Origin of the sequence: Streptomyces aurantiacus JA 4570 (assembly GCF_000414115.1) — a bacterium.
Classification (GTDB): Bacteria; Actinomycetota; Actinomycetes; order Streptomycetales; family Streptomycetaceae; genus Streptomyces; species Streptomyces aurantiacus_A.
The window spans coordinates 22,624-43,257 of record NZ_AOPZ01000380.1 but is presented as its reverse complement, the minus strand read 5'-3'; the positions used below and the strand labels follow the sequence as shown (position 1 = coordinate 43,257).

At 68.6% G+C, this 20,634-nt stretch carries 13 protein-coding genes; 3 read left to right on the top strand and 10 right to left on the bottom strand.

Annotation, left to right across the window (positions count from 1 at the left end; translation table 11 throughout):
- Positions 1-28: 28 nt before the first annotated feature.
- From STRAU_RS31400 to STRAU_RS31380, 5 genes are all read right to left on the bottom strand, one after another.
- Positions 29-1,648, bottom strand: coding sequence for a P-loop NTPase (locus tag STRAU_RS31400; protein WP_016644446.1), 1,620 nt, complete (start codon positions 1,646-1,648; stop codon positions 29-31).
- 52 nt (positions 1,649-1,700) lie between these two features.
- Positions 1,701-2,414 (bottom strand): Flp pilus assembly protein CpaB, encoded by a 714-nt coding sequence (gene cpaB / locus STRAU_RS31395; protein WP_016644445.1) that lies wholly within the window; start codon positions 2,412-2,414, stop codon positions 1,701-1,703.
- Between the two features lie 113 nt (positions 2,415-2,527).
- A complete protein-coding gene (locus STRAU_RS31390; RefSeq protein WP_052029367.1) occupies positions 2,528-3,406 on the bottom strand; it encodes a hypothetical protein in 879 nt (292 codons plus the stop codon).
- A 1,013-nt stretch (positions 3,407-4,419) separates the two neighbouring features.
- Positions 4,420-4,890, bottom strand: coding sequence for an NUDIX domain-containing protein (locus STRAU_RS31385; RefSeq protein ID WP_016644443.1), 471 nt, complete (start codon positions 4,888-4,890; stop codon positions 4,420-4,422).
- A 2-nt stretch (positions 4,891-4,892) separates the two neighbouring features.
- Positions 4,893-5,471, bottom strand: coding sequence for a hypothetical protein (locus STRAU_RS31380; protein ID WP_016644442.1), 579 nt, complete (start codon positions 5,469-5,471; stop codon positions 4,893-4,895).
- A gap of 379 nt (positions 5,472-5,850) precedes the next feature.
- Between STRAU_RS31380 and STRAU_RS31375 the strand changes: the two genes are divergently transcribed.
- Positions 5,851-6,102: a hypothetical protein gene (locus STRAU_RS31375; protein WP_016644441.1), complete on the top strand. Its 252-nt coding sequence runs from the start codon at positions 5,851-5,853 to the stop codon at positions 6,100-6,102.
- Positions 6,090-6,335 carry a DUF7848 domain-containing protein gene (locus STRAU_RS31370; protein WP_016644440.1) on the top strand — a complete coding sequence of 82 codons (246 nt, stop codon included), beginning with the start codon at positions 6,090-6,092 and terminating at the stop codon, positions 6,333-6,335. Before STRAU_RS31375 ends, STRAU_RS31370 begins: the two co-directional genes overlap by 13 nt.
- Before the next feature lie 576 nt (positions 6,336-6,911).
- Here the strand turns inward: STRAU_RS31370 and STRAU_RS44095 are convergent.
- From STRAU_RS44095 to STRAU_RS31350, 5 genes are all read right to left on the bottom strand, one after another.
- Entirely contained in the window at positions 6,912-7,070 is a 159-nt protein-coding gene (locus tag STRAU_RS44095; protein ID WP_016644437.1) for a hypothetical protein, read from the bottom strand.
- On the bottom strand, positions 7,013-7,501 hold the full coding sequence (locus STRAU_RS44785; RefSeq protein ID WP_078621639.1) for a GntR family transcriptional regulator: 489 nt from the start codon (positions 7,499-7,501) through the stop codon (positions 7,013-7,015). Before STRAU_RS44785 ends, STRAU_RS44095 begins: the two co-directional genes overlap by 58 nt.
- A gap of 316 nt (positions 7,502-7,817) precedes the next feature.
- Positions 7,818-8,237, bottom strand: coding sequence for a DUF5958 family protein (locus tag STRAU_RS42605; protein WP_259300030.1), 420 nt, complete (start codon positions 8,235-8,237; stop codon positions 7,818-7,820).
- Positions 8,209-15,147 (bottom strand): polymorphic toxin-type HINT domain-containing protein, encoded by a 6,939-nt coding sequence (locus STRAU_RS31355; RefSeq protein ID WP_016644436.1) that lies wholly within the window; start codon positions 15,145-15,147, stop codon positions 8,209-8,211. Before STRAU_RS31355 ends, STRAU_RS42605 begins: the two co-directional genes overlap by 29 nt.
- Before the next feature lie 97 nt (positions 15,148-15,244).
- Positions 15,245-19,030, bottom strand: a complete 3,786-nt coding sequence (locus STRAU_RS31350; protein WP_016644435.1) for a laminin G domain-containing protein — start codon at positions 19,028-19,030, stop codon at positions 15,245-15,247.
- Positions 19,031-19,599: 569 nt separating this feature from the next.
- On the opposite strand from STRAU_RS31350, the gene STRAU_RS31345 reads away from it, so the two are divergent.
- Positions 19,600-20,631 carry a chitinase gene (locus STRAU_RS31345; protein ID WP_016644434.1) on the top strand — a complete coding sequence of 344 codons (1,032 nt, stop codon included), beginning with the start codon at positions 19,600-19,602 and terminating at the stop codon, positions 20,629-20,631.
- Positions 20,632-20,634 lie beyond the last annotated feature (3 nt).

Sequence of the window (20,634 nt, the reverse complement as noted above, 5' to 3'; positions counted from 1 at the left end):
AGCCGCGCGGCTCGCCGCAGCCCGCCCCTCACGGCGAGTCCTCCCCCTCACTCGCCGCCCCCGCCTTCGCGTCGACGGACCACCCCGTCTCCACCCCAGGGAAGAACAGCGGCACGTCCACCTTGACGGTGGCTTCCACCACGTCGCCCGCCGGCACACAGGAGATCACGGCGTCCTGCCAGGCCCCGGGCAGATGCTCCTTCCCGGCCGCCTCGCAGGCACCCTGCGCGTCACCGGACACGGCGTACGCGGCCGTGGCGGCCCGAGCCGCCTCGTCCGCCGCGTTCCCGGCCAACGAGTACGTGTATCCGTACAGAGCGCACTGCCAGAGAATCCCGACGACCGTGAGCACCAACGGGAACATCCCGGCGAACTCGACGGTGACCGCGCCGCGGTCGGACTTCCCGAGCCGCCGCGTCCCGCGGCTCCCCTTGCGCGCGTGCCCCGCCGACTCCGGCTCCACAAGGCCCAGCTCCCCCGCGAGCCCCCACAGCGCCTGCTTGACCGTCGACTTGCTGTCGAGGTCCTGGAGGCGGCCCGCGTCGACGGGGGCCTGGAGCTCCTTGGGGGCGTCCGGGACCACACTGCGGGCCTCCCGGGTGCCGGTGACGCGCGCGACGAGGGACGGCTGGATCTCCGTGCCGCGCGCCGCCCGGTTGACGACCGTCACCGTCTCCTCCGCCTTGCGGATCTGGAGCCGGTCCCACAGCCGCACCATGCGCTTGGCGGAGCGCACGGCCACGACGTCCGGGGTCACCAGGAGCACGGCCTGGTCAGCCATCTCTATGGCGGTGGCGGTGGCCGTCGTGACGTACGTACCGCAGTCGACGACCACGACGTCGTACCGCCCGCGCAGCGCGTTGACCGTCTGCCGGGCCACGCGGTCGGTGATCTCCTCGCCGCGCTCGCCGTCGGCGGGCGCGAGGAGCAGGCCGACGCCGGACTCGTGGGCGTACACCGCGTCCTGGACGACGCGCGGCGAGATGTCGCTGATCGAGGCGAGGTCGGCGACGGAACGGCGGAACTGCACGTCCAGGTACGAGGCGACGTCGCCGGACTGCAGGTCCAGGTCGAGCAGGGCGGTGCTGCGGCCGGACGCCTGCGCGGCGAGCGCGAGCTGGACGGCGGTGAGGGTGGTGCCGACGCCGCCCTTGGCGCCGGTGACGGCCACGACCTGCCCGCCGCCGGGCACCGCGGCGCCGGGCCCGCCGCCGTACAGCTCCACGGCCGTGCTGCCCAGGTGCCGCCGCATCCCCGCCGACCAGGCGGACGCGGCCTGTACCCGCTCGGCGAGGGCGTCGTAGGCGAGCGGGAAGGTGACGATGCCGCGGGCGCCGCTGTCCATCGCGGCGGTCAGGAGCGCCGGGCTGGTGTCGGCGGTGACGAGTACGACGCCCACCGCGGGGAAGCGAAGGACCAGGTCGCGGATCAGGTCCAGGGCGGGCACGGGCGCGATGCGTTCGTGTACGAGGACGACCTCGGGCAGCTCGTCGAGGGACTCGGCGGCGAGGCGGGCCAGGGTGTCCAGGAGCACGGTGGAGTCCGGCACGGGCGGGGCGGGTTCGGCGTCCGGCAGCTGCGCGGCGAGGCCGGTGAGGGTGCGTGCCGCGTCCATGTCGCCGACGGCGGGCAGGATTCGGGTGGTCACGCGCGGCCTCCCTCGGCCCGGGGAACGTACATGAGTGGCCCCCTACTCGTGCTCACTTGTCTTCGTCCAAGGTGTACGTGCGGTCGCCGCGCGGCACGTCCGCCTCGCCTCCCTGCCCGACGAGGGCGAGCCGCACGTGCGAGGCGAACGACTCGGCGTACGCGACGCGTTGGGCGTCCTTGGTGTCGAGGGCGAACGTGATCGGCACGGCCTCGCTCTCGCGGCGCCGGGAGCGGTCGTCGCCGGGGTCGGCGTCGAGCGACGTCAGCTTGCCCACGTCGATGACCTTCGCGCTCTCGACGATGACCTTCGACTGGTCGGTGCCCTTCTCGTCCTCGGCCTTGAAGGTGGCGTAGATGTTGACGGTCGAGCCGGGCGTGATCTTTCCGGCGACACCGGTCGCGGCGTCGATCATGATCGCGATCTCCTGCTGTCCCGGCTCCAGTTGGGGCCGCTTCACGATCATGTCGGTCTGCAGCAGCGAGCCCTTGCGCAGCTGCGTGACGGCGATCTTGCCCCGGATCTCCCGAAGATTGGTCACGGCGTTGTCCGACAGCCACCGCTCGGGCATCTCGACCTTCTTGAACTGGTCGGGTTCCAGTTCCTTGTAGGGCGCGACGTCCGTCTTGAGTTCGTACGCCTCGACCTCGGGCCCGACCTTGGAGTTCACGTCGCGGATCACCGAGAGCACGCCGGCGAACGCGCCGAGCGCGCACAGGACCGACAGGACCAGCAGGATGACACCGCGTCGCTGGCGTGAATTCATGGGCCGGACTACCTACCTCGATCGATCGTGCAGCGAGTGCGTGTGGCTACGGACAGTGAGCGGGCTGGTGCGTGAGTCTTCGGATGCGTACGTGCGCGGGGAGGACGTTCTGTCTATGTCGCGCCACGAGGCAGGGCGCGTACTGCTGATTCGGCCGCCGTGTTCATCGGCGCGGCGCAGAAGGCGCAGCGGTCACCGATGAGTTCGAGACCGCACCAGTGGCAGTCCTCCCTCCGCACGGACGACACGAGTTGGTAGAGCACGGAGATGTCCGGGATGGCCGCGGCGAACTCGACGAGTTTGCCGGTGGCCCACCAGCGGGCGGACTCGCCGGGCAGCGGTACGTCCGCGGAGCCCTGCACGTTCCACGCGGGCGCCAGCTCGCCGAGCACCCAGTCGGGCGCCAGCTGCCCCGTCGCGTACAGCAGTTTCGTACTGAACCCGGGCCCTCGCAGCAGCGCGTCGCCGCCGCCGCTCACCTTGACCAGCTCGGGCCGCGGCGTCGCGAGGACCGCGAACTGGGCGCCCGGCACCCAGGACTTGGCGTGCGACCGGAGCGTGACGGGCACGCGGTCGAGCTTGGCGACGGAGCCGAGGAGCGCGCCCGCGTAGATGTAGTGACTGAGCAGCCGGGCGGCGCAGGCCAGGACCCCCGGGCTGAAGTCGCATATCGACAACTGCCGTAACTGGAGGGCGAGGACGGAGAGCCCGAGCGGCGGCAGCTCACTGCGCACGAGCGCGATCCGGTCGCTCTCAAGGACCGACCGGATGGCGTGCAGCCGATGCCGTACGGAGTCCGGGGCGGAGGCCGGGCACAGCACGATCACGTACCCGTGGTACTCGATCAGGGCGTGCATCTCGGTGAGCGCCTCGTCCAGCGAGTACGTCTTCGGCGACTGGACTGCGCTCTGCAGGACGGCGGCGGTGGGGGTGTGACGGTCGGGCGAGGGCAGCACCAGCTCGGGGCTGGTGACGGCTATCGCGGTCGGCATCCGCACACCCCCGGTCCCGGTCCTCACGCCCACGTGGCCGCCCTGCTGGTCGCCGTGGGCCTCCTGCCTGAGCACCATATCCAGGCAGGGGCCACCTCAACACCCAACTTCCCACTGTTCACCTATGGGTTGTCGGGATGGCTATCGCCTCGCGGAGTCCTCCAGCTGTCGCGGGCCTCGATCCCGGTCAGCGATCAACATCGTGCGCGCGCCCGCAGTCAGGGGCTCTGCGGGACGCCGACAGGGGTAACAGGAGGGCGGCAGGGCAGGTCTCAGCGAGGCTACGCCCCGCCTTCCAGCCAACGCGAGAACGGCGTGACCTCCGACAGCTCGGAGTTGACCCCTTGAGCCCTCCAGCGAAGTCTTGGGCCAATTTTGAAAGCATGGCTACTAGCTCGCAAAGCTCAAGGCCCTCGACATCTGGGTCCGCGATCCACTCAGTTCGCGACTCACATCGAATGACTACCCGGCTCTCAATCGGACGAAATATTAGAGTCCTCTCGACGCCCTGCGAATAGAGATCCACTTCGACTTCGCGGCGCTCACGAAGACCTTCCAGAAGCGACGGAAGTTGCTCCATGAAAGCAGAAAGGTCATACGCGACGTCGAGCGGCCACTCATCGCTCCCGAAGCCGCTGACATGGAATCTGAACCCGCCAGCGGCAGAAAGGATTTCACACGCCTCCATGATTACAGTGTCGTAGTCTTCTGCCAATCTCTCCCGAATCACTGATCTGGAGGATTCGACGCCAGGCGCCACAGTCGATTGAAAAGACACAGAAAAGGACATGCCTCCGGCCTTCTACTTCGGACCAACAACTGGAAAGGCAGTCTTGTACAACCCATTTGGACTGGGAACGATAGTAGCCGCTCTAGCCTTAACGACGCTTCCAGCGTGGACGCTTTTCAAGAACTCCGCAGCAGCGTCATAAGCGTAGTTTGCTGGTCCGGTGAAGTGCGTGGGCGTTCGTGGTTGTGCGGGGTTGTTGGCGTCGCTACTGCCGTCAGACGGTTCAGCCCAGGTACGGATTTTCGCGCTGTTCCAGGAAGTGTTGGAGCCTGAGTCGTTGGGTGTGGTGCATCGGCAGCTGCTCAATCTCTTCCGGCGGCACGAACCGGAGCTCGGTGGACTCGTCGGAAAACTCCAGCCGACCGCCGGTGATGCGGGCGGTGAAGCAGACGTTGAACTGTCGCCGGACCTCGCCGTCGGTGTAGGCGATGATGTGTTTCGGGTCGGTGTAGGTGCCGACCAGGCCGGTGATCTCGACGTCGAGGCCGGTCTCCTCTTTGACCTCACGAACGGCTGTGCCTGGCAGGGAGTCGGTGAGGTCCATGCCGCCTCCGGGCAGGGCCCACAGGTCGTTGTCGCGGCGGCGCTGGAGGAGGATGCGTCCGTGGTCGTCGGTGACGACGGCGGAAGCGGCGACAACCATGCTGTTCGGCTTGGGCGCGTTGGGGTCGTCGTAGTACTCGGTGCGGGCCACGGTCAGTCTTCCTCTCGTATGGGGGTTGCGGTCGCCCACACGGCGTCGAAGCTGTCGGCGTAGGTGTCGAACATGCCGCTCTCCTGGTGTCGACGAAGGTGCCACACGGGGGCTGCGTAGGCGTTGACGCCCCAGACGTGTGCGTTGACGAGTTCCTGGTCGTCGGCGCGGTAGAGGGAGTTGTAGAGCGTGGTGCCGTGGGTGCGGACTTCGATGCCGGGGGTGTCGGCGAGCGGCTTGTAGTGCATAAGGGCGAGGCGGCAGCGGGATTCGATGCCGTGGCCGAACCGCTCTTCCTGGCCGCGGGCTTGGACGTTGTCGCTGTCGGGGTCCCCGATCGCGATGCGGACGGTGCAGCCTTCGGCGGCGCGTTCGGTGAGGAGTTCGTTCAGCCGCGGGTACGCCTCGTGGAGGAAGACTGCCGCGTAGACGAGGATGTCGATCCGTTCCCGGGCTTGGGCCATCAGGTCGGTGAACGTCGAGACGGGGATATCGGCCCGCCGTTCGTAGAGCGCGACCAGTTCGGGGCTGACGGCGCGGGCGGGGCGGGCCTGGCGGAGCGCCGGCCAGAGTGCGTGCACGTCTTCTCCCAGGGCCTCGGCCGCCTGGAGGGCGGTGGCACGACGTGGGATTCGCCCGAGGTTCACCCAGCGCTCGACCGACTTGGGGTCGACCTCGACCTGCTGAGCGAGTGCGGCGTACGTCCAGCTCCCGCCGCCATGAGGGCTCGTAGTCTCTCGTTCGGCACGAGTCGCCCCCTTCGTCTCAGGACGGCACCAGGGACGTTCTACACGGTGCAGGACGTCCCGAAGTGGGGTTTGGTGGAGGTTCCTTCCTGCGGCACCAACAGGCCCAGGGGCACGCATCAGCGCCGCCGAGGAGCGTCACCGTGCGAATGAGTGCCACCTCACATGTTCCCGCCCTGCGACTGGACGCCCGGTCCCGCGCCGCCTCGCCGGGGTGGTCACGATGACGGCCCCCAACCCTGATGCCCACGGGCACACCGTCTCGCGCGATGTCGGCGCCCTGGTGGTCGACCGGCGGAGCGGCAAAGTGGGCGTGGTGATGGGGCATGTGGGGACGTACGTGCAGCTTCGGCCGCCGCGCGGTGGCCGGGAGTGGGACGTGTCACCCGAGGACGTACGTTCGCCGACTCCGACGGAGGAGTTGAGCGCGAAGGTGGCCGTGGCCAACCGGAGGTGGGGACGGTGACCCCGCGCTCGGTCCTGCGCTACGAGACCTGGACGCTCCAGCCCGACCGCGAGCCGGACGCGGAGCCGGTCCTTTACGCGATGCAGTGCGCCGTGGACGGAGAGACCTCGCCGACAAGCGAGGACTTCGCCGAACCGCAGGGCTGGGTCCTGCGGCACTGCGGCCAGAACCCGTCCCACCACACCTACCGGGAGATCATCACCCGCCCCTGGCGGACCTGGCGCCAGACGTGACCCGCCTCGCTCGCCCAGGCGCCGCACCGCGCTGACCCACCCGACTCCGTGCGTGCCGTGCTCTTGGTGTGGGGTTCTGGCCTCTGCCACAGAAAGTCAGCCACGACGGCGGGCGCGCCGACCGACCACCCGCCACGTGTGTCTCGCTCAACCCCGCACCGGCATCAGCCCAGTTATCTCCATCGTCACGGCCCCCAGCCAGGCGGGAAACATGGGCCGTCGGGACGGCGCGAGCCCGCCGGGCGGCCTCTCAGGTGCCCGGCCAGTCTGCTGCTGAGCGGTCGGACCGGGGCTTCTGATGGGTAGTCCGGCCTACGCTCCCGGGCTCTGCGCCGAGTGGTCGGCGGCCGTCGCCAGCGGGGCGGCAGACAGGAGCGGACGGCGGTCGCCGACCGCCGGCGCGCGGCGGCCCGCGTCAGCGGGGCGCCCTTGATCAAGTAAGGAAACTCTGAACAGCTCACCCAGTGTCCGAGCTGTCAGACTGGCGGTCGGGGGCGCTGCTGCCGACGCTTTTTCGATTCGGCCAGTGCGGTCTCCAGCTTCTCGCTCGGCGGCATGTCCGGCTCGGCGGCGTCGTCATGGACCCCCGAGCTCCGTTTCCCGTTCCAGCAGCTCGTCATCGCTGAGGTCGGCGAACTCGGTGGCGGCTGCGCGGGCCTCTCGGTCGATTTCCTCCCTCAGCAGGTAGTTCGTGATCGGCCCGTGGTACTTGCCCGGCTCCGGCTCCTGGCGCACGAAGACGCCCCGCCCTTGACGGCATGCACAAGTCCTGCCTGCTTGAGGCTGCGGTAGGCGTTCTGGGCGGTGGAGTTGGCGACTTGGAACCGCTCTTGGATCTCGCGGGCCGGGGGCAGCTGCGAACCGGGAGGGTAGACGCCTTCCACGATCTCTCGGTGGAGGGCGTCAGCCACCTGAACGTACGGCGGCCGGCCGTCTTCGCTACGGATGGCATCGACCGGCCAGTCCGGCTCTCCGGTTTCAGCCTCGTCGTGCTCACTGTCGGTCGGCTCGGCGCTTCCGTTCGCTGACATGCTGACGAAGCTGCCCCGGCCGAGCTGGGAATGGACCAGCCCTTCCTGCTTGAGGACCCGCAGAGCGGTTTGGACAGTGGAGCTGGAGACACCGAGCCTCTCCCCCCAGCACGTTGGCCGAGGGCAGGCGCTCACTGGGGCGGAATTCGCCGTTCAGGATCGCGTCCCGTAGAGCTTCGGCCGCAGCCAGGGACTGACCGCCCTGAACACCAAGACCCTGGCCTCCGAGCGGCGCATCGCCCTCCCCACCGAATGCATCAACTCCCTCGGCCACGCCCACATCGGCGTCACCGCCGGCGTCTACGCCCACGTCCGACTCAAACGACCGGGAGCCCCACCAAGCACGCGCCTGGTGGAGGCTCCCATTTTGTACGCCGCCCCGAATTTAGGTAGTCGGGGTGACCGGTACTTGATGGCGCTGCCGAGAGGCCGCAAGGACTGCCGATCACTCCTATGTCAAGTTATGCCAGGCGTGGCTGCAACTTCCTCGACACTCCAGCTCTCTCCGCCGCGTATCCGCCACGACGAAGGTGGAAAGGAGAACACGAAACGCCTTCACATACTCAGCTTCAGGAAGATTAATAATCTTTCCCATTTGCTGGAGTAGCGGTTCCCTGACAATCAGAACAGCGGGATTCGATGTCGGCTTCACTCCGGATCGCGAAACGCCCTCTCGACCGTCCTCCGCCGTTGCGTGGGCCTGCATGGAATGGCGAACCACTTCATGCAGTACCGCCTTTTGCTCGACCCGCTCCAGGGCAGAGAACCAGCTCACCCCCTGCTCCAAGCCAAGGAGACCCTGGGCAACCTCGTTGATGATTCGCTCCGACGCTTTCAATTGATCACCGACTCCGGGGCTCGAATATGACATAGGGCTTACTCGGGTCCAATTCTGCATAGTCTGGCCGACTTGGATTGTAGTTCTGCCAGAAGTCGCGCCCTCGGCCGCTTCCTTCGCCATCCCCGGTCCCCCTCGGCAGGGAGTTCTGCTGACTATGCCGAGACCTCGACGGGCCAGACAAAATGTAATCCCAGTCCGATGCCGGGTTAGCGCTGCCGTTCGCGCGGCTTCCGACTACGATGACCGGCTGGCCGGCCTTATCGGCAGCATTTTGGATACGCCGCGCATCGTTCGGGCTGATCCCGGCTTGTGATGCAGTTCTGAACCCCGGCCCACACGGGCCGCTCGAATTGTGAACGAGAACCGGCGTCCCGCCCGCCATCACATAGTACGTGTGGACATCCGCAACCGTGAGGTTGTACGTCCGCACCTGCCTGGTGAACTCGTGGTTCTTCGTCACCACGACCGTGTCGCCCTGGTCCGTCCGCAGGGTCATTCCCGGCTTCAGGTTCCTGGCTTCGATCCAGCGGCGTTCGGACGGGGACCAGAAGGGGTGTTCGTGCGTGGCGGTGAGGGTCGCGATGCCGTCGTCCGTGGCGATGGACAGGGTGTTGAAGTACCTGTCGTCGTCGGTGACGATGAGGCGCGTGACCTTGCGGAGGCTGGTCCTACCGGTCTTGGGGTCGGTGGCGACGACCTTGTCGCCGGGGCGGATGTCTTCGATGTCCCTGGTCTTGCCGTCGGCGAGGAGGACGTCGGTGCCGGCCAGGAAGCACTCGCAGTCGGGCCGTTTCCGCCCTCCCTTGCCCTTCTTGGTCGCCTCCAGCCCCTTCGCCAGCTTCTTCCCGAGCTTCTGAGCGAGCTTGGCAGCGCGCCCCCAGGGCATGAGCTCCAGCCCGGTGGCAACGCACTTGCCGCTGCGCCCCCGCTTTTCCACGCATTCCTGCGCCGAGTCCACGTCCGGCCCGAAGAGGTCCATCGCCCCCTTGCCCGCGCCCTTGGTCAGGCCGAGGATCTTGTCCTGGAGCCATGGCGTCGAATCGCTGGGCCCTCGGTTGAAGCCGCAGGGAATGCCCATGACGCTGCACGACTTGGGGCTCGTGGTGTAGCCGACGCTGCTCACGTGCGACGTTCCGCCGCCGCTCGGGTAGTTCTTGTAGGTCGACTCCCAGGTGGCGCCCGACCCGAAGTCCGGAGCGGCGAACGAGTCCTGGAATTCCACTTCGGACCCGCACGACGAGCCACTGCACGTGAACGTCGATCCCATGCCGGACGGATCCGACGCGGTGACGGGGTTGTTCTCCGCGTAGCTGTACCCGTTGAGGCTCCCCGGCTTCGCGGCTTCGAGCAGCGGGTCGACGCTGATGAACTGGCCGGTGGTCGGGTCGTACTCCCGCGCCCCGATGTGCGTGAGCCCGGTGCCCTTGTCGACCGGCTTGCCCAGGAAGCCCTTGTCATCCGGCCATTTCGGCGTCTTCTCGCCGCGCGGCGCCCCGAACGGCGACGTGTAGCGCTTCGTCACCTCGTAGGTCGTCGCGTCCAGGGCGATGCTCGACGTGCCGTGGTGATCGGCGGCCAGGAAGCTGAGTTCCGAGTCCGCGGCGCCACCGGCGGCCGTGCGGACCGCGATCGTCTGGTCGTTGGCGGTGTAGTAGCGGGTGCCGGAGAGGGTCTTCCTCGTGCCCTTCGTCGTCAGGCGGACTTCGGTGGCGCCGAGGTAGAGGACCGTGTCCCCGTCGCCCTTGGCGCGGCGGATGAGCAGTTCACCGTCGGCGTCGTAGAGATAGGAGGTCTCGGCGGTGCCTTCGAGGGTCTTGGCCAGCTTGCCCTCCGTGTTCCACGCCAGGTTCTGCTGGGCCTTCGGCCCGGGCCGCTTCGTCGTGTTGCCGGTCTTGTCGTACTCGTACGTGGCCGCACGGGCCCCGGTGGTCTTCGCGAGAGGGTGCGGCTGGCCCGCGGGGGTGCCGTAGTCGTACTTCGTGGTCTCGTCGCCCGACGTCTTGTGCTGGGTCTCGGTCGCGCGCTGGCCCGCCGCGTTGTAGGTGTACGAGGTCCAGTAGGGGGCCGCTCCATCGATGTTCGCCGTCTTGCGGCCCGAGGCCGCGCAGTCGGCGGTCTTCGGGGTCCATGCTTCGGTCAGGCGGCTGTAGCCGTCGTAGGCGAAGCACTGGTGGTCGGGCTTCTGTGTGCCTCCCTGCGTGGTGGCGTCGAGGATCGACAGGACGTTGCCCGCGTCGTCCTGGGTGTACTTCAGCTCCTGGGGCATGTACCCGTGCACGTCGTCGGTGACGTAGGAGCGGGTGAGGCGGCGCGTGCCCGCCTCGTAGTCGTAGTTGAGATATGCCTTCTTCTCGGAGCTCGCGCCGCTCATGCCCAGGGTGAGCTGGCGCAGGTCGCCCTGCGGGGAGAAGGCGGCGCCGTGCAGGTAACCGGTGAGGCCGTCCATGCCCGTCTGGAGGCCCAGGGCGTTGTACTCGTATCCGGCCGTCTCGGTCTTGAGGCCGCCGACGGCGGGCTGGGTGGTCTGGCTGACGGTGCCGTCGAAGCGGTACCCCGTCGCGAAGGACAGCTTCTTGGGGACACCGGCCGTGACCAGCGGGTCGTCGTCAGGCAGAGTCAGCTCGCTGCCCCTGACCTCGTAGAGCGAGGTGTAGCTGGTGACCTTGCGGGTGTACGCCTTGCCGGAAAGGCCCCCGTCGTAGCGTACGGCCGTGTCCTGCTCGCCCTTGGCCAGGTCGTCGTAGGTCCAGGCGGCCAGCTTGGTGGCGTCCGACTTCTCGCTGTGCCACATGCCGGTCCTGCGGTCCAGGTCGTCGTAGCCGTACAGCAGCTTCCGCTTTTCGACGTCCGTCGTGGTCAGGGTCCGGTCGAGGCTGTCGTACGTCGTGGTCGTCGCGCCCTTGTCCGGGTCGTCGGCGCTGACCTGGCGGCCGAAGAGGTCATAGGAGTAGGACCACTTGGACTTGTCGGGCCCAGTGATCGTCTCCTGCTGTCCGCCCGGTGTGTACGTGAACCGGGTGCTGGTGAAGTCCGTGCCGGTCGGCTTCGGACCGCCGTACTCGCGGCGCAGGACGGTCTGTCCGCGGGCGTCGGTCACCTCGGCCGTGGCCTGACCGCCCTCCGGGGCGCTGCTGACGACGGTGTCACCGGTGTAGGACGTGGTGGTGGTCCACCGGGTCACTCCGAAGTTCTTCGTGACGGACTTCGTGGGGCGGCCCGCCGCGTCGTACGTGGTGTCGGTCTGCGTCGGCGCCTGGCTGCCCTCGGTCTGCACCGGAGTGCTGTTCGGCGTGGACGTCTCGTCCCAGGTCTCGCCCTGGCTGCTGACGGCGAGGCCGCGGTCGTCGTAGAGGGTGATGCCGATGAGACGGCCGCCGACCGGGGTCGGGGTCTGCGTCTGGCGCGGGCGCAGGAGGGAGTCGTAGAACTCGTAGCTGGTGTTGTAGCCGGAGCCGTCGCCCTTGAGGGTGCCGGTGGACACCCAGGACATGGCCTTGCTGGTGACCTTGTAGTCGAAGACGTAGTTGGGTGTCTTGTCGACGCGGAGGCGGTTCGGCAGCCAGACCTGCTTGGTGCGGCCGAGCGCGTCGTACGTCGTCTCCGTGACCTTGCCGTTCGGGTCGGTGATCTTCACGGTGGCGCCGGTGCCGAAGTCCACGTCGGTGGTGGTCTTGTGGCCCTTGGCGTTGGTGACGCTGGAGGAGGTCAGCGGGCCCGCGGCCTTCGGCTCGTAGGCCGTGGTCGCGACCGTCAGGCCATGGGCGTCCTTGGCCTCCAGAGGCCGTCCGAGTGTGTCGTGGGCCGTCGTGGCGGTCTTCTGCCAGGACGCGACGCCGTCGGCGCCGTACGACTTGGCTCGGCCGGACCAGGTCTCGTCGCCCTTGGTCGGCTTCTGCGCGGACGTCCACTTCGTGGCGCCGGGGTCGTCGTACACGACCGCCGTGTCGGAGACGACGTCACCCGGGCGGTCGGAGTCGGCGGGCAGGTCGAGATCCGCCGTGGACGTCGAGCATGCCTTGGCGACCGTGCGGGTGCGAGACACCAGGGAGGTGAGGCCCTGGTCGGCGTTGCGGGCGTACCAGGTGCGGGTGCACAGGGTGTCGCCGGTGACGTCGGCGTCGCCCTGGTCCTCGACCGTCTCGGGCATGCCGTAGTCGTCGTAGCCGGTCTTGGTGGTGCGGACCCGGTCTCGGGGATCGGAGCCGCTGGTGACGCGGGTCCGCTCATGGGTGGCGGCGGTGCGGACGTAGTACGCCTCGGTGTCGGCGTACGACTTGTGCTGCGTGGCCGTGCGCTTGGACCAGGGGTCGTTGACGGTCGCGGACACCTCGGTGTCGCCGTCGTACGTCACCGTCTCCCGGGCGAAGCCGGCGTACTGCTCGGCGTCGGTGATCTTCGCGGCCTTGATGCCGTCGGCCTCGGCGGTCTTCCGCTTGTCGGGGTCGGGCGTCTTGCCGTCGGAGCCCGCGACGCGGTCGCCGTTCATGCCGCGCATGTAGACGTTGACCGTCTTCAGCCGGTCGGTGCCCTTGTCGCCGGTGTAGTGGGTGACCTTCCCGTAGCCGCGCCAGACCGACCAGGTGCGTTCCTTGGCGGGCGTCATCGGGTCGTCGTTGTAGTGCCAGGCGCCGCCGCCGGAATACTCGTACGTGTGCTGCACGGCTTCCGCGCCGCCACGCGGGTCCGTGGTGGACACGGAGGTGACCGGGTACTTCTGGAACCAGTCGAGCTTCGGGGTCTTCTCGCCGTTCGGCGACCAGTACACGGGGTAGCAGCGCCGGGTGTTGTCGTCCGGCTTGGGCATCGTCTGGCCTGCCACGCACTCGGCAGGCTGGTACGAGACGATCGTCTGCGCGCCCGTCTCGGACGTGACCGAGCGCAGTCGCGGCTTGTCCAGGGAGATGATGTCGTCGGACGCTCCGTCGACCCGATTGGGCAGAAAGGCGTGCGTGAACTTCACCGGGTCCAGGGCGATGTCGTCCGCGCCGCGCTTGCCGGTGTGCTGGATCTCGTCCAGCCACAGGGACTGGTCGGTGCTGTCACCGGTGTCCCCCGGGTCGAGGTAGAGGTGCTTCAGCTTCCAGCCGTCGACGGCCCAGTAGGCGGGCTTGTCCACGGCCGCGTTCCAGGCGTACGTGGTGATGCCGGTCATGCGCTTGCGGGTGAAGAAGGACGGGCCGATGTTGCCGGTGCACTTCTTGTCGTCCTTGCAGACGGTGTCGTACGGCACGTCGGGCCAGTTGTCCCGTTTGTCCTCGGTCAGCTCGTCGCAGCCGGTGCCGGTGGCGAGGCAGCGCTCGGCGTAGCTGAAGGTGACCTTGTGGGATGCGGCAGGGGTGGCGGAGAAGAGGGCGTCGGCGCGCTGGCCGTAGCGGATCTCCTTGAGGTGGCCGCCGCGCGTGTAGTCGGTGCCGGTGTTGTCGTCGCCGAGCTTGTCGTAGTTGTTGTGCTCGGCCTCGTACCAGTACGTCATGGCGTTGCCGTGGGTGTCCTCGACGAGGTCGAGGTTCCAGCGCCATGCCTGCTTCTTGTCCCGGTCGGAGAAGCCGGTGCCGTCCGCGTAACCGGGCTCGCCCTCGTCGTCGCCGAAGACCGGGACCGTCCACACCGAGTCGGTGCGGTCGTCCGCGCCCGCGCCCTTCAGCTTGTTCAGGCCGAAGGTGTACGCGGTGCCGTCGCCGGTGGTGACGGTCCAGTACTCACCGTTGTCGTCGCCGTTGCTCGCGCCGGTGTGGCGCTTGACGGTGGAGGCGTCGTCGTTCTTCAGGCGCCACTCGCCGCTGGTGTCGTCCTTGACCAGTTCGGTGGCCTTGCCGTTCAGGACAAGCGAGGCGTTGTCGTACTTCCAGCACTGGTCGGACTTCTTGTCGTGCCCGTCGTCCTCGCAGGAGCCGTACTTGCGCTCGATGTACGAGGAGGTGAGGTCGAAGCCCTCGCCGACGACCGTGCCCTGGTTGTTGGTGGAGGCGGTACGGCCGTCGACGCTCCCGGAGTCGTACGAGATCGTCAGATCGGGCGACGGGCCCGCCGCGGGGGCGGGTGCGCGCAGCGGGTACGCCCACGTGAAGGAGCCCGAGGACCCGCCCGCCTCCCAAGTGGAGGAGGCCGCGAGCGGCGTCGCCTTGTAGTCACCGGAGCCGGACTTGGTGCCCGCGGCCAGGGCGAGGACCATGGTCCGGCCCGCCTTCGCGCCCGACCTCGCGGCGGGGAAAGACAGCGCCGCGTACAGCTGCTCGTCCCTGCGGTCGTTGGTGAACTCGACCGGCTCGCGGGTGCGGCAGTCGGACTTGCCAGGGCTTTCGAGCGCGCAGTCAGGCAGGCGCAGGACCTGGAGGCGCCCGGCCCAGTCGCCGCCGTACGCGGAGGCGAACGCCGAGTAGTCGATGCCCAGTTGGGCCCGGCCGCCCTCTGGTGGTGCCGTGGCCGTGAGCACGACGCCCTTGACACCGAGCTTTCGTGCTTCTCCCTGGTCCAGAACCTCGACCTTGAGCGCCCCGGCGGTCCGGCGCGGCGCACCCTTCACGGCCTTCGGCGCGGAAAGGGTGAGGGGCAGCGACCCGGGGTCTGCCTTCGCCGCACCCGAGTCGGGCAGCTTCAGGGACGCCGTACCGTCCTTGGGCCAGGTCACGCCGCGCCGCTGGTCATCGCGTGCCTTGTCGGCGGCGCGCCGGCCGGCCTCGGCCGACTTCCGCACGACGGCTGCGTTCTTCTCGTTCTTCTCGTTGTTCTCGGCGGTGAACGGCGAGACCTTGGCGGAGCGCGGTGCGTCCAGCTTCGGCCGGCCGAGCGGGTCCGTCGACGCGGACGCCGTATTCGTGAACACCACCGGGGACAGCAGCCCCGGCAGCAGGGCGAGGCCCGTGACGAGCGCGATCCGCCCACTCCATCGGCGTCTCGCTGATCTGCTGGTTCCGGGCAGCCCGGGACCAAGTCGTTTCATTGCGTGTCTCCTCGCGTGGGGTCGCCCGTCGGCGACCCCACGCCGTAGAAATCCAGTGCGGGAGAGAGCGGGAGGAATCCGGCGCGGCCGTGCCGCGCTACGTCGATGGCTCCGCGATCTGGTCGGTGACCTGCTGCCGCGTCATCGCGCCGGTCCAGACCCGCAGCTTCGCGAGATCACCCGGCAGGTAGTGGCCGGACGTGCCCTTCGCGGAGCCGCGCCCCGCCGTCAGGGCTCCGTCGCCCTGCTGGGCCTTGCCGAGGCCGGCGTCGTCCCCGCCCTGCTGCGGGAGCGCGCCGACGTACAGTTGAGCCACACCGAGACGCTGGTGGCCCTCGTCGTCAATGAAGTCCATGCCCACGTCGAAGACCCCGGTCACGTCGACCCAGGTGTCCCACTCCGTCGAGTCGATCGTGTCCTCGGCCTCGACGACCGCGCTGCCGGTGACCTTGCCTGCGGCGTCGACCGAGGTCCGCCCGAACTTCCAGCGGTAGGTGTCGGCACCGGTCTTCTCCACCCACAGCGCCCACGACGACTCCTTGCCCACCGGCGTGGCCTGCCCGGCCACGAGCCCCCGGTAGCCGACGGGCTTGCCCGCGAGCTCGGACTTGGTCAGCCGCACCCGCGCCGAGACCGTGAACGACCCGGTCTCGTCGACGACGGGACCCGCCGCCGAGGCGTACCCGCTCTTGCCGTCCAGGACGAGTGCCGTCGCGTCCTCGCCCGTCAGACGGGCACCGGAGTCCGACAGGTCCATCGCGCCTCTGCGGTACGGGAAGGCCGTGGCGGCCGGGTCGTCCGGGTCCTCCGGGCTCTCGATGACCTGTCCGCCGGAGGAGATGGTGGCGTCCCAGTGGCCCACCAGTTCGTTGGTGGGGGCGCCCTTGCGCTCCAGACGGTTCTCCTCCCGGATCTCCTCCGGCTCCAACGGCCGCTGCCACGTGGCGACCTCATCGAGGCGCCCCAGGAAGTACTCCCCGTAGGAGCCGCCCACCTTGGAGCGCCCGACCATCATGTTCCGGTCGGCGGTCCAGGGGGTGTACGTGGACGCCTCGTCCGCGAGGACCACCGGCTCGCCCTGGGGCCGGCCGTTGACGAAGAGCTGGATCGTGTCGTCCTTCTTGTCGGCGTTGCCCTTGGTGTCGAAGACACCGACGAGGTGCGTCCAGACCTTCAGCGGCGGGTTCTGCGCGTCGGCCAGGGACCGGATGTACTCCGGGCCGTTCTTGTCCTGGTCGGTGCGGTTGAACACCCACTTCTTGAGGGCGGAGGAGTAGTACAGCGTGAAGGCCGAGCCGTGCTCGCCCGGTGCGGACAGCACCACGCGGTTGGCCTTGTCGTCGGTCAGGTACGCCCAGGCGGACACCGTGAAGGAGTCCTGCGAGTTGACCGGCACGCCGTCGGTGGAGGCGTAGCCGACCTGCTTGTCGGGGTCGCTCTGGTTGTCGTTCAGGCGCAGCGCGTAGTCACCGGCGCCGCGTCGGCCCATCGTCGACCAGCCGGTACCGGCCTCTTCGCGGAGCACGACGTCGTGGCGGGTGCCGACCTGGCCGGTGTCGTTCGCGGTGGTCCTGCTGGATCCCGGACCGGCGTCGTCGAAGCGCCACCGCCCGGTCGTGCCGTCGGCCGCGCCGACCTTGAAGACGAACTCGGCGGGCGGGCCCCAGCGGACGCGGCCCTCCTTGTCCTTCTTCAGGTCACTCGCCTCCACGGAGAGGGTCTGCGTGCCCGCCAGACCTGGCTTGATGGACGGAACCATGGCCTGACCGCCGGACTGGGCGTTCACCGTCCTGGTGGCGTCGGCCTCCGAGGTCAGGAACCGCCACCGGTACTGCTGCACGTCCTTGTCCGCCTTGTTCGGCTTGAAGAAGAACAAGCCGCCCGTGCCCGGCCCGCCGTGGGCGGCGCAGTCGTTGGCGGTGCACTCGCGGTACGGAGCGAACGACTCGATCGTCGGCTCCTTGGGTGCCGTCGAGTCGATACGCAGGTAGCACCACTTCGAGTACGGGGAGAAGAGGTCGCCCTTCTTGCCGCCGTAGACCCAGTGCGACTGGGTGCGCGCCTTGAAGCGGTACAGGCCGCCGTCCGCACGCTTGGAGGTGGTCGTCGTCTCCAGGGTGCCGTCCGGATCCCAGCCCGAGTCCGGCTTGTAGTCCTTCCACACGTCCGACCACGAACCCGACGTCGTGTCCGTGCTGGAGCGCTGCATCACGAACTCGGCCTGGAGTGAGCCCTCTTCCTCCCCTTGGTGCTGCTCGACCTTGGTCTGGACGCGGGCCTGGACCTTGGGGGTGTCCACCGTGACGGTCACTGGGTCCTTCGCCGGCCGGCACTGCGCCTTGCCGTTGCCCGTCCCGGGGATGGCGCCGACGGATGTCGGCACCCCCGGCTTGTGCATGTACCAGACTTTGAGCTCCGCGTTGTTGTCGAACCGCTTCCACGCCCGTGGCTCGCCCTCGTCCTTGGCGCGGAGCATCAGCGTGAGGCGCGAGATCTTGCCGCCCGCGAGGGAGCGCACCGTGGAGGTGAGGTTCTCGTCCTTCTCGTCCGGATTGTCGTTGAACTCGATCCAGGAGTTCGGCTGTTCCGGACTGCACAGGTTGCCGCGGCCCGCCGAGACGTACCGGTCGCCCATCTGGTCCAGCCGCTTCGGTCCCGGCCACCGCGTGCCCTCGGAGATGTTGTCGGTGCGCTCGAGGTCGACCCAGTGCGGTGAGCAGTTGAACGACCAGGTCTCGTAGGCCCGGAAGGTGGCGTCCAGGACGTGCTTGCCCGCGAGCTTCGACGCGCCGAACTCGAAGTACATCCGGTCCGTGTAGCCGCCGAGGTCGCAGTAGTATCCGTCGGCGACGCCACACCGGCCCACGCCCTTGGGCTCGCTGAACTTCCAGAACTTGTCGCCGTCCGACGACAGCTTCGTCCACTCCGACTTGCCCAGGCCCACCGACGGGTCGATGAAGACCGGGTACACGGTCTTGTCGCCGCGCAGCAGGTCCAGGTCGGGGGTCACCGACACCGCGCCCTCCGCGACGGACACGGGCAGGTCGGCGGTCACGTCACCCGCGCCGGGCTGGGCCGGGTCCTCGGTGGCGCCTGCCTCGGTGGTGCCGCTCCCGGTCGCCTGCCCTCCCGCGGCAGGCGACCGGGGCCCCTTGCGGGGAGCGGGCCCCGCATCCCCCGCGGAGTCCCACATCTGGCCGGACGGCCCGCGGAAGACGGCGTTGCCGTCGGCGTCGACGGCCCGCAGGCCGCCGCCCTCTCCCGGAACCACGCTCAGCCCTTCCCCCGTGGCGCTGAGCCTGACCTTCTCCAGCTCGGGACGCGCGGCGGCCTCGGCCGACTTGACGACCAGCACCTCGCGGTATCCCTCGGCCGTCGCCGTGAGCTGGAGGTCCACGTCCTCGACGGGCACGTTCGCGTACGTGGCCGTGGCACCGTCGAGGGTCGGCTCGGGCAGGGCGGAAGGCCAGCCCAGCTTGAGCCGCTGCTCACCGGAGCCGAGGCTCAACAGCCCGTCGCCGCTGCCGCCGCCCGAGAAGGCGAGATCCACCACGGCCGACTTCGGCCCGACGGTGCCGTCCGCGCGCTTCTCCAGCGTGACGTCGATGTCCCGCCAGGCCCCCCTCTCGTCCCGGGCGCGCTGCGGCTCGGTGGACTGGGTCAGGACGAAGCTGCCGTCGGGGTTGGCCATGGTCGTCGTGTACTCGGTGCGCTCCGCGCTCACTTCGACCGGCTCGCCGGTCGCCGCCGCCCGCTCCGACGCCGACTGTTCCGTCAGCGGAGACTTCCGCGCCGACGCGTGGGCCTCGCTGCCGGGAACAGCGAACGCGAACGCCGGCAGCAGCGAAAGGAGCAGGGCCGTCGCCGACACCGCCCCGGTCACCCGGCGTGACCCTCTTCGTTTCCGGGCATGACGGTGCCCCCACCCCAACTCCACAGTCCCCACCCCAGAGTCACTAATCCTTCACAGTTTGCAGGCGGAGTGAGTTAACTCGGCACCAGTTCCCCAAGTCAATGTGAAGGGCGACACAATTCCAGGTGTCCAGGGAAGCCTAAGTGCCGAAAAACGGGCGGAACTTGAGCTTCCAGCGCCGGTCGACCGACGTGCGACTCATCACGCAAAGTGAGATCGACGAACAGCCGGAGGCGCGAACGCGCCATTCCGGCGACCGCGCCGCAGCCAGGTTTGCGGCCGTGTCACCGTTACATCGCTTTGCCGACGCGACGGTTGCGATCGACGCGGGGCCGCGCGGGGCCGCACAGAAATCGCCACCTCGGGGGCGCGGAGGATCACTCTTCGCAGTCGGCTCCCGCCCCCCGCCCCGCTCTGTTCAAACTCTTGACAACCTCATTGGTCTGGACCAGCTTGTACGACCAAGCAAACAGCGGTGGCCACCGTTTCCTCCCGGCCTTCACCGGGCCACTCCCCCACATCCCCCCACGGAGGCAGAAGTGGACCGCGCACACATACCCCCGCGCCGCAGGGTCGGCGCTCTCGCCGGTGGTCTTGCGGCTCTCGGGCTCGCCCTGACCGGGCTGTTCACCGCCGGTGCTCCTACGGCGGACGCCGGCGCGCAGGGGCCCGCGGGCAGCCGCGCCGTGCCCAAGCACGCCGTCACCGGCTACTGGCAGAACTTCAACAACGGCGCGACCGTACAGAAGTTGAGCCAGGTCCAGAACCAGTACGACATCATCGCCGTGGCCTTCGCGGACGCCACCGGCACGCCCGGGCAGGTGACCTTCAACCTCGACTCGGCCGGGCTCGGCGGCTACACCGTCGACCAGTTCAAGGCCGACATCAAGGCGAAGCAGGCGGCGGGCAAGTCCGTCATCATCTCGGTCGGCGGTGAGCGCGGCGCCGTGGCGGTGAACAGCTCGGCCGCCGCCACCAACTTCGCGAACTCCGTCTACTCCCTCATGCGGGAGTACGGCTTCGACGGCGTCGACATCGACCTGGAGAACGGGCTCAACTCCACCTATATGACGCAGGCCCTGAAGTCACTGGGGCAGAAGGCCGGCCCCGGGTTCGTACTGACGATGGCGCCGCAGACCATCGACATGCAGTCCACCAAGAACGAGTACTTCAAGACCGCGCTGAACGTGAAGGACATCCTCACCGTCGTCAACATGCAGTACTACAACAGCGGTTCGATGCTCGGGTGCGACGGCAAGGTCTACAGCCAGGGGTCCGTCGACTTCCTGACCGCTCTCGCCTGCATCCAGCTGGAGGGCGGGCTCGCGCCGTCGCAGGTCGGCATCGGCACGCCGGCGTCGACGCGGGGCGCCGGGTCCGGCTACGTCTCGCCGTCCGTGGTGAACAAAGCCCTCGACTGCCTGGCCAAGGGCACCAACTGCGGCTCCTTCAAGCCGTCGAAGACCTACCCGGGCATCCGTGGCGCCATGACCTGGTCCACCAACTGGGACGCGGCCAACGGCAACGCGTGGTCCAACGCCGTGGGGCCGCACGTACACGGTCTCCCGTAGCAC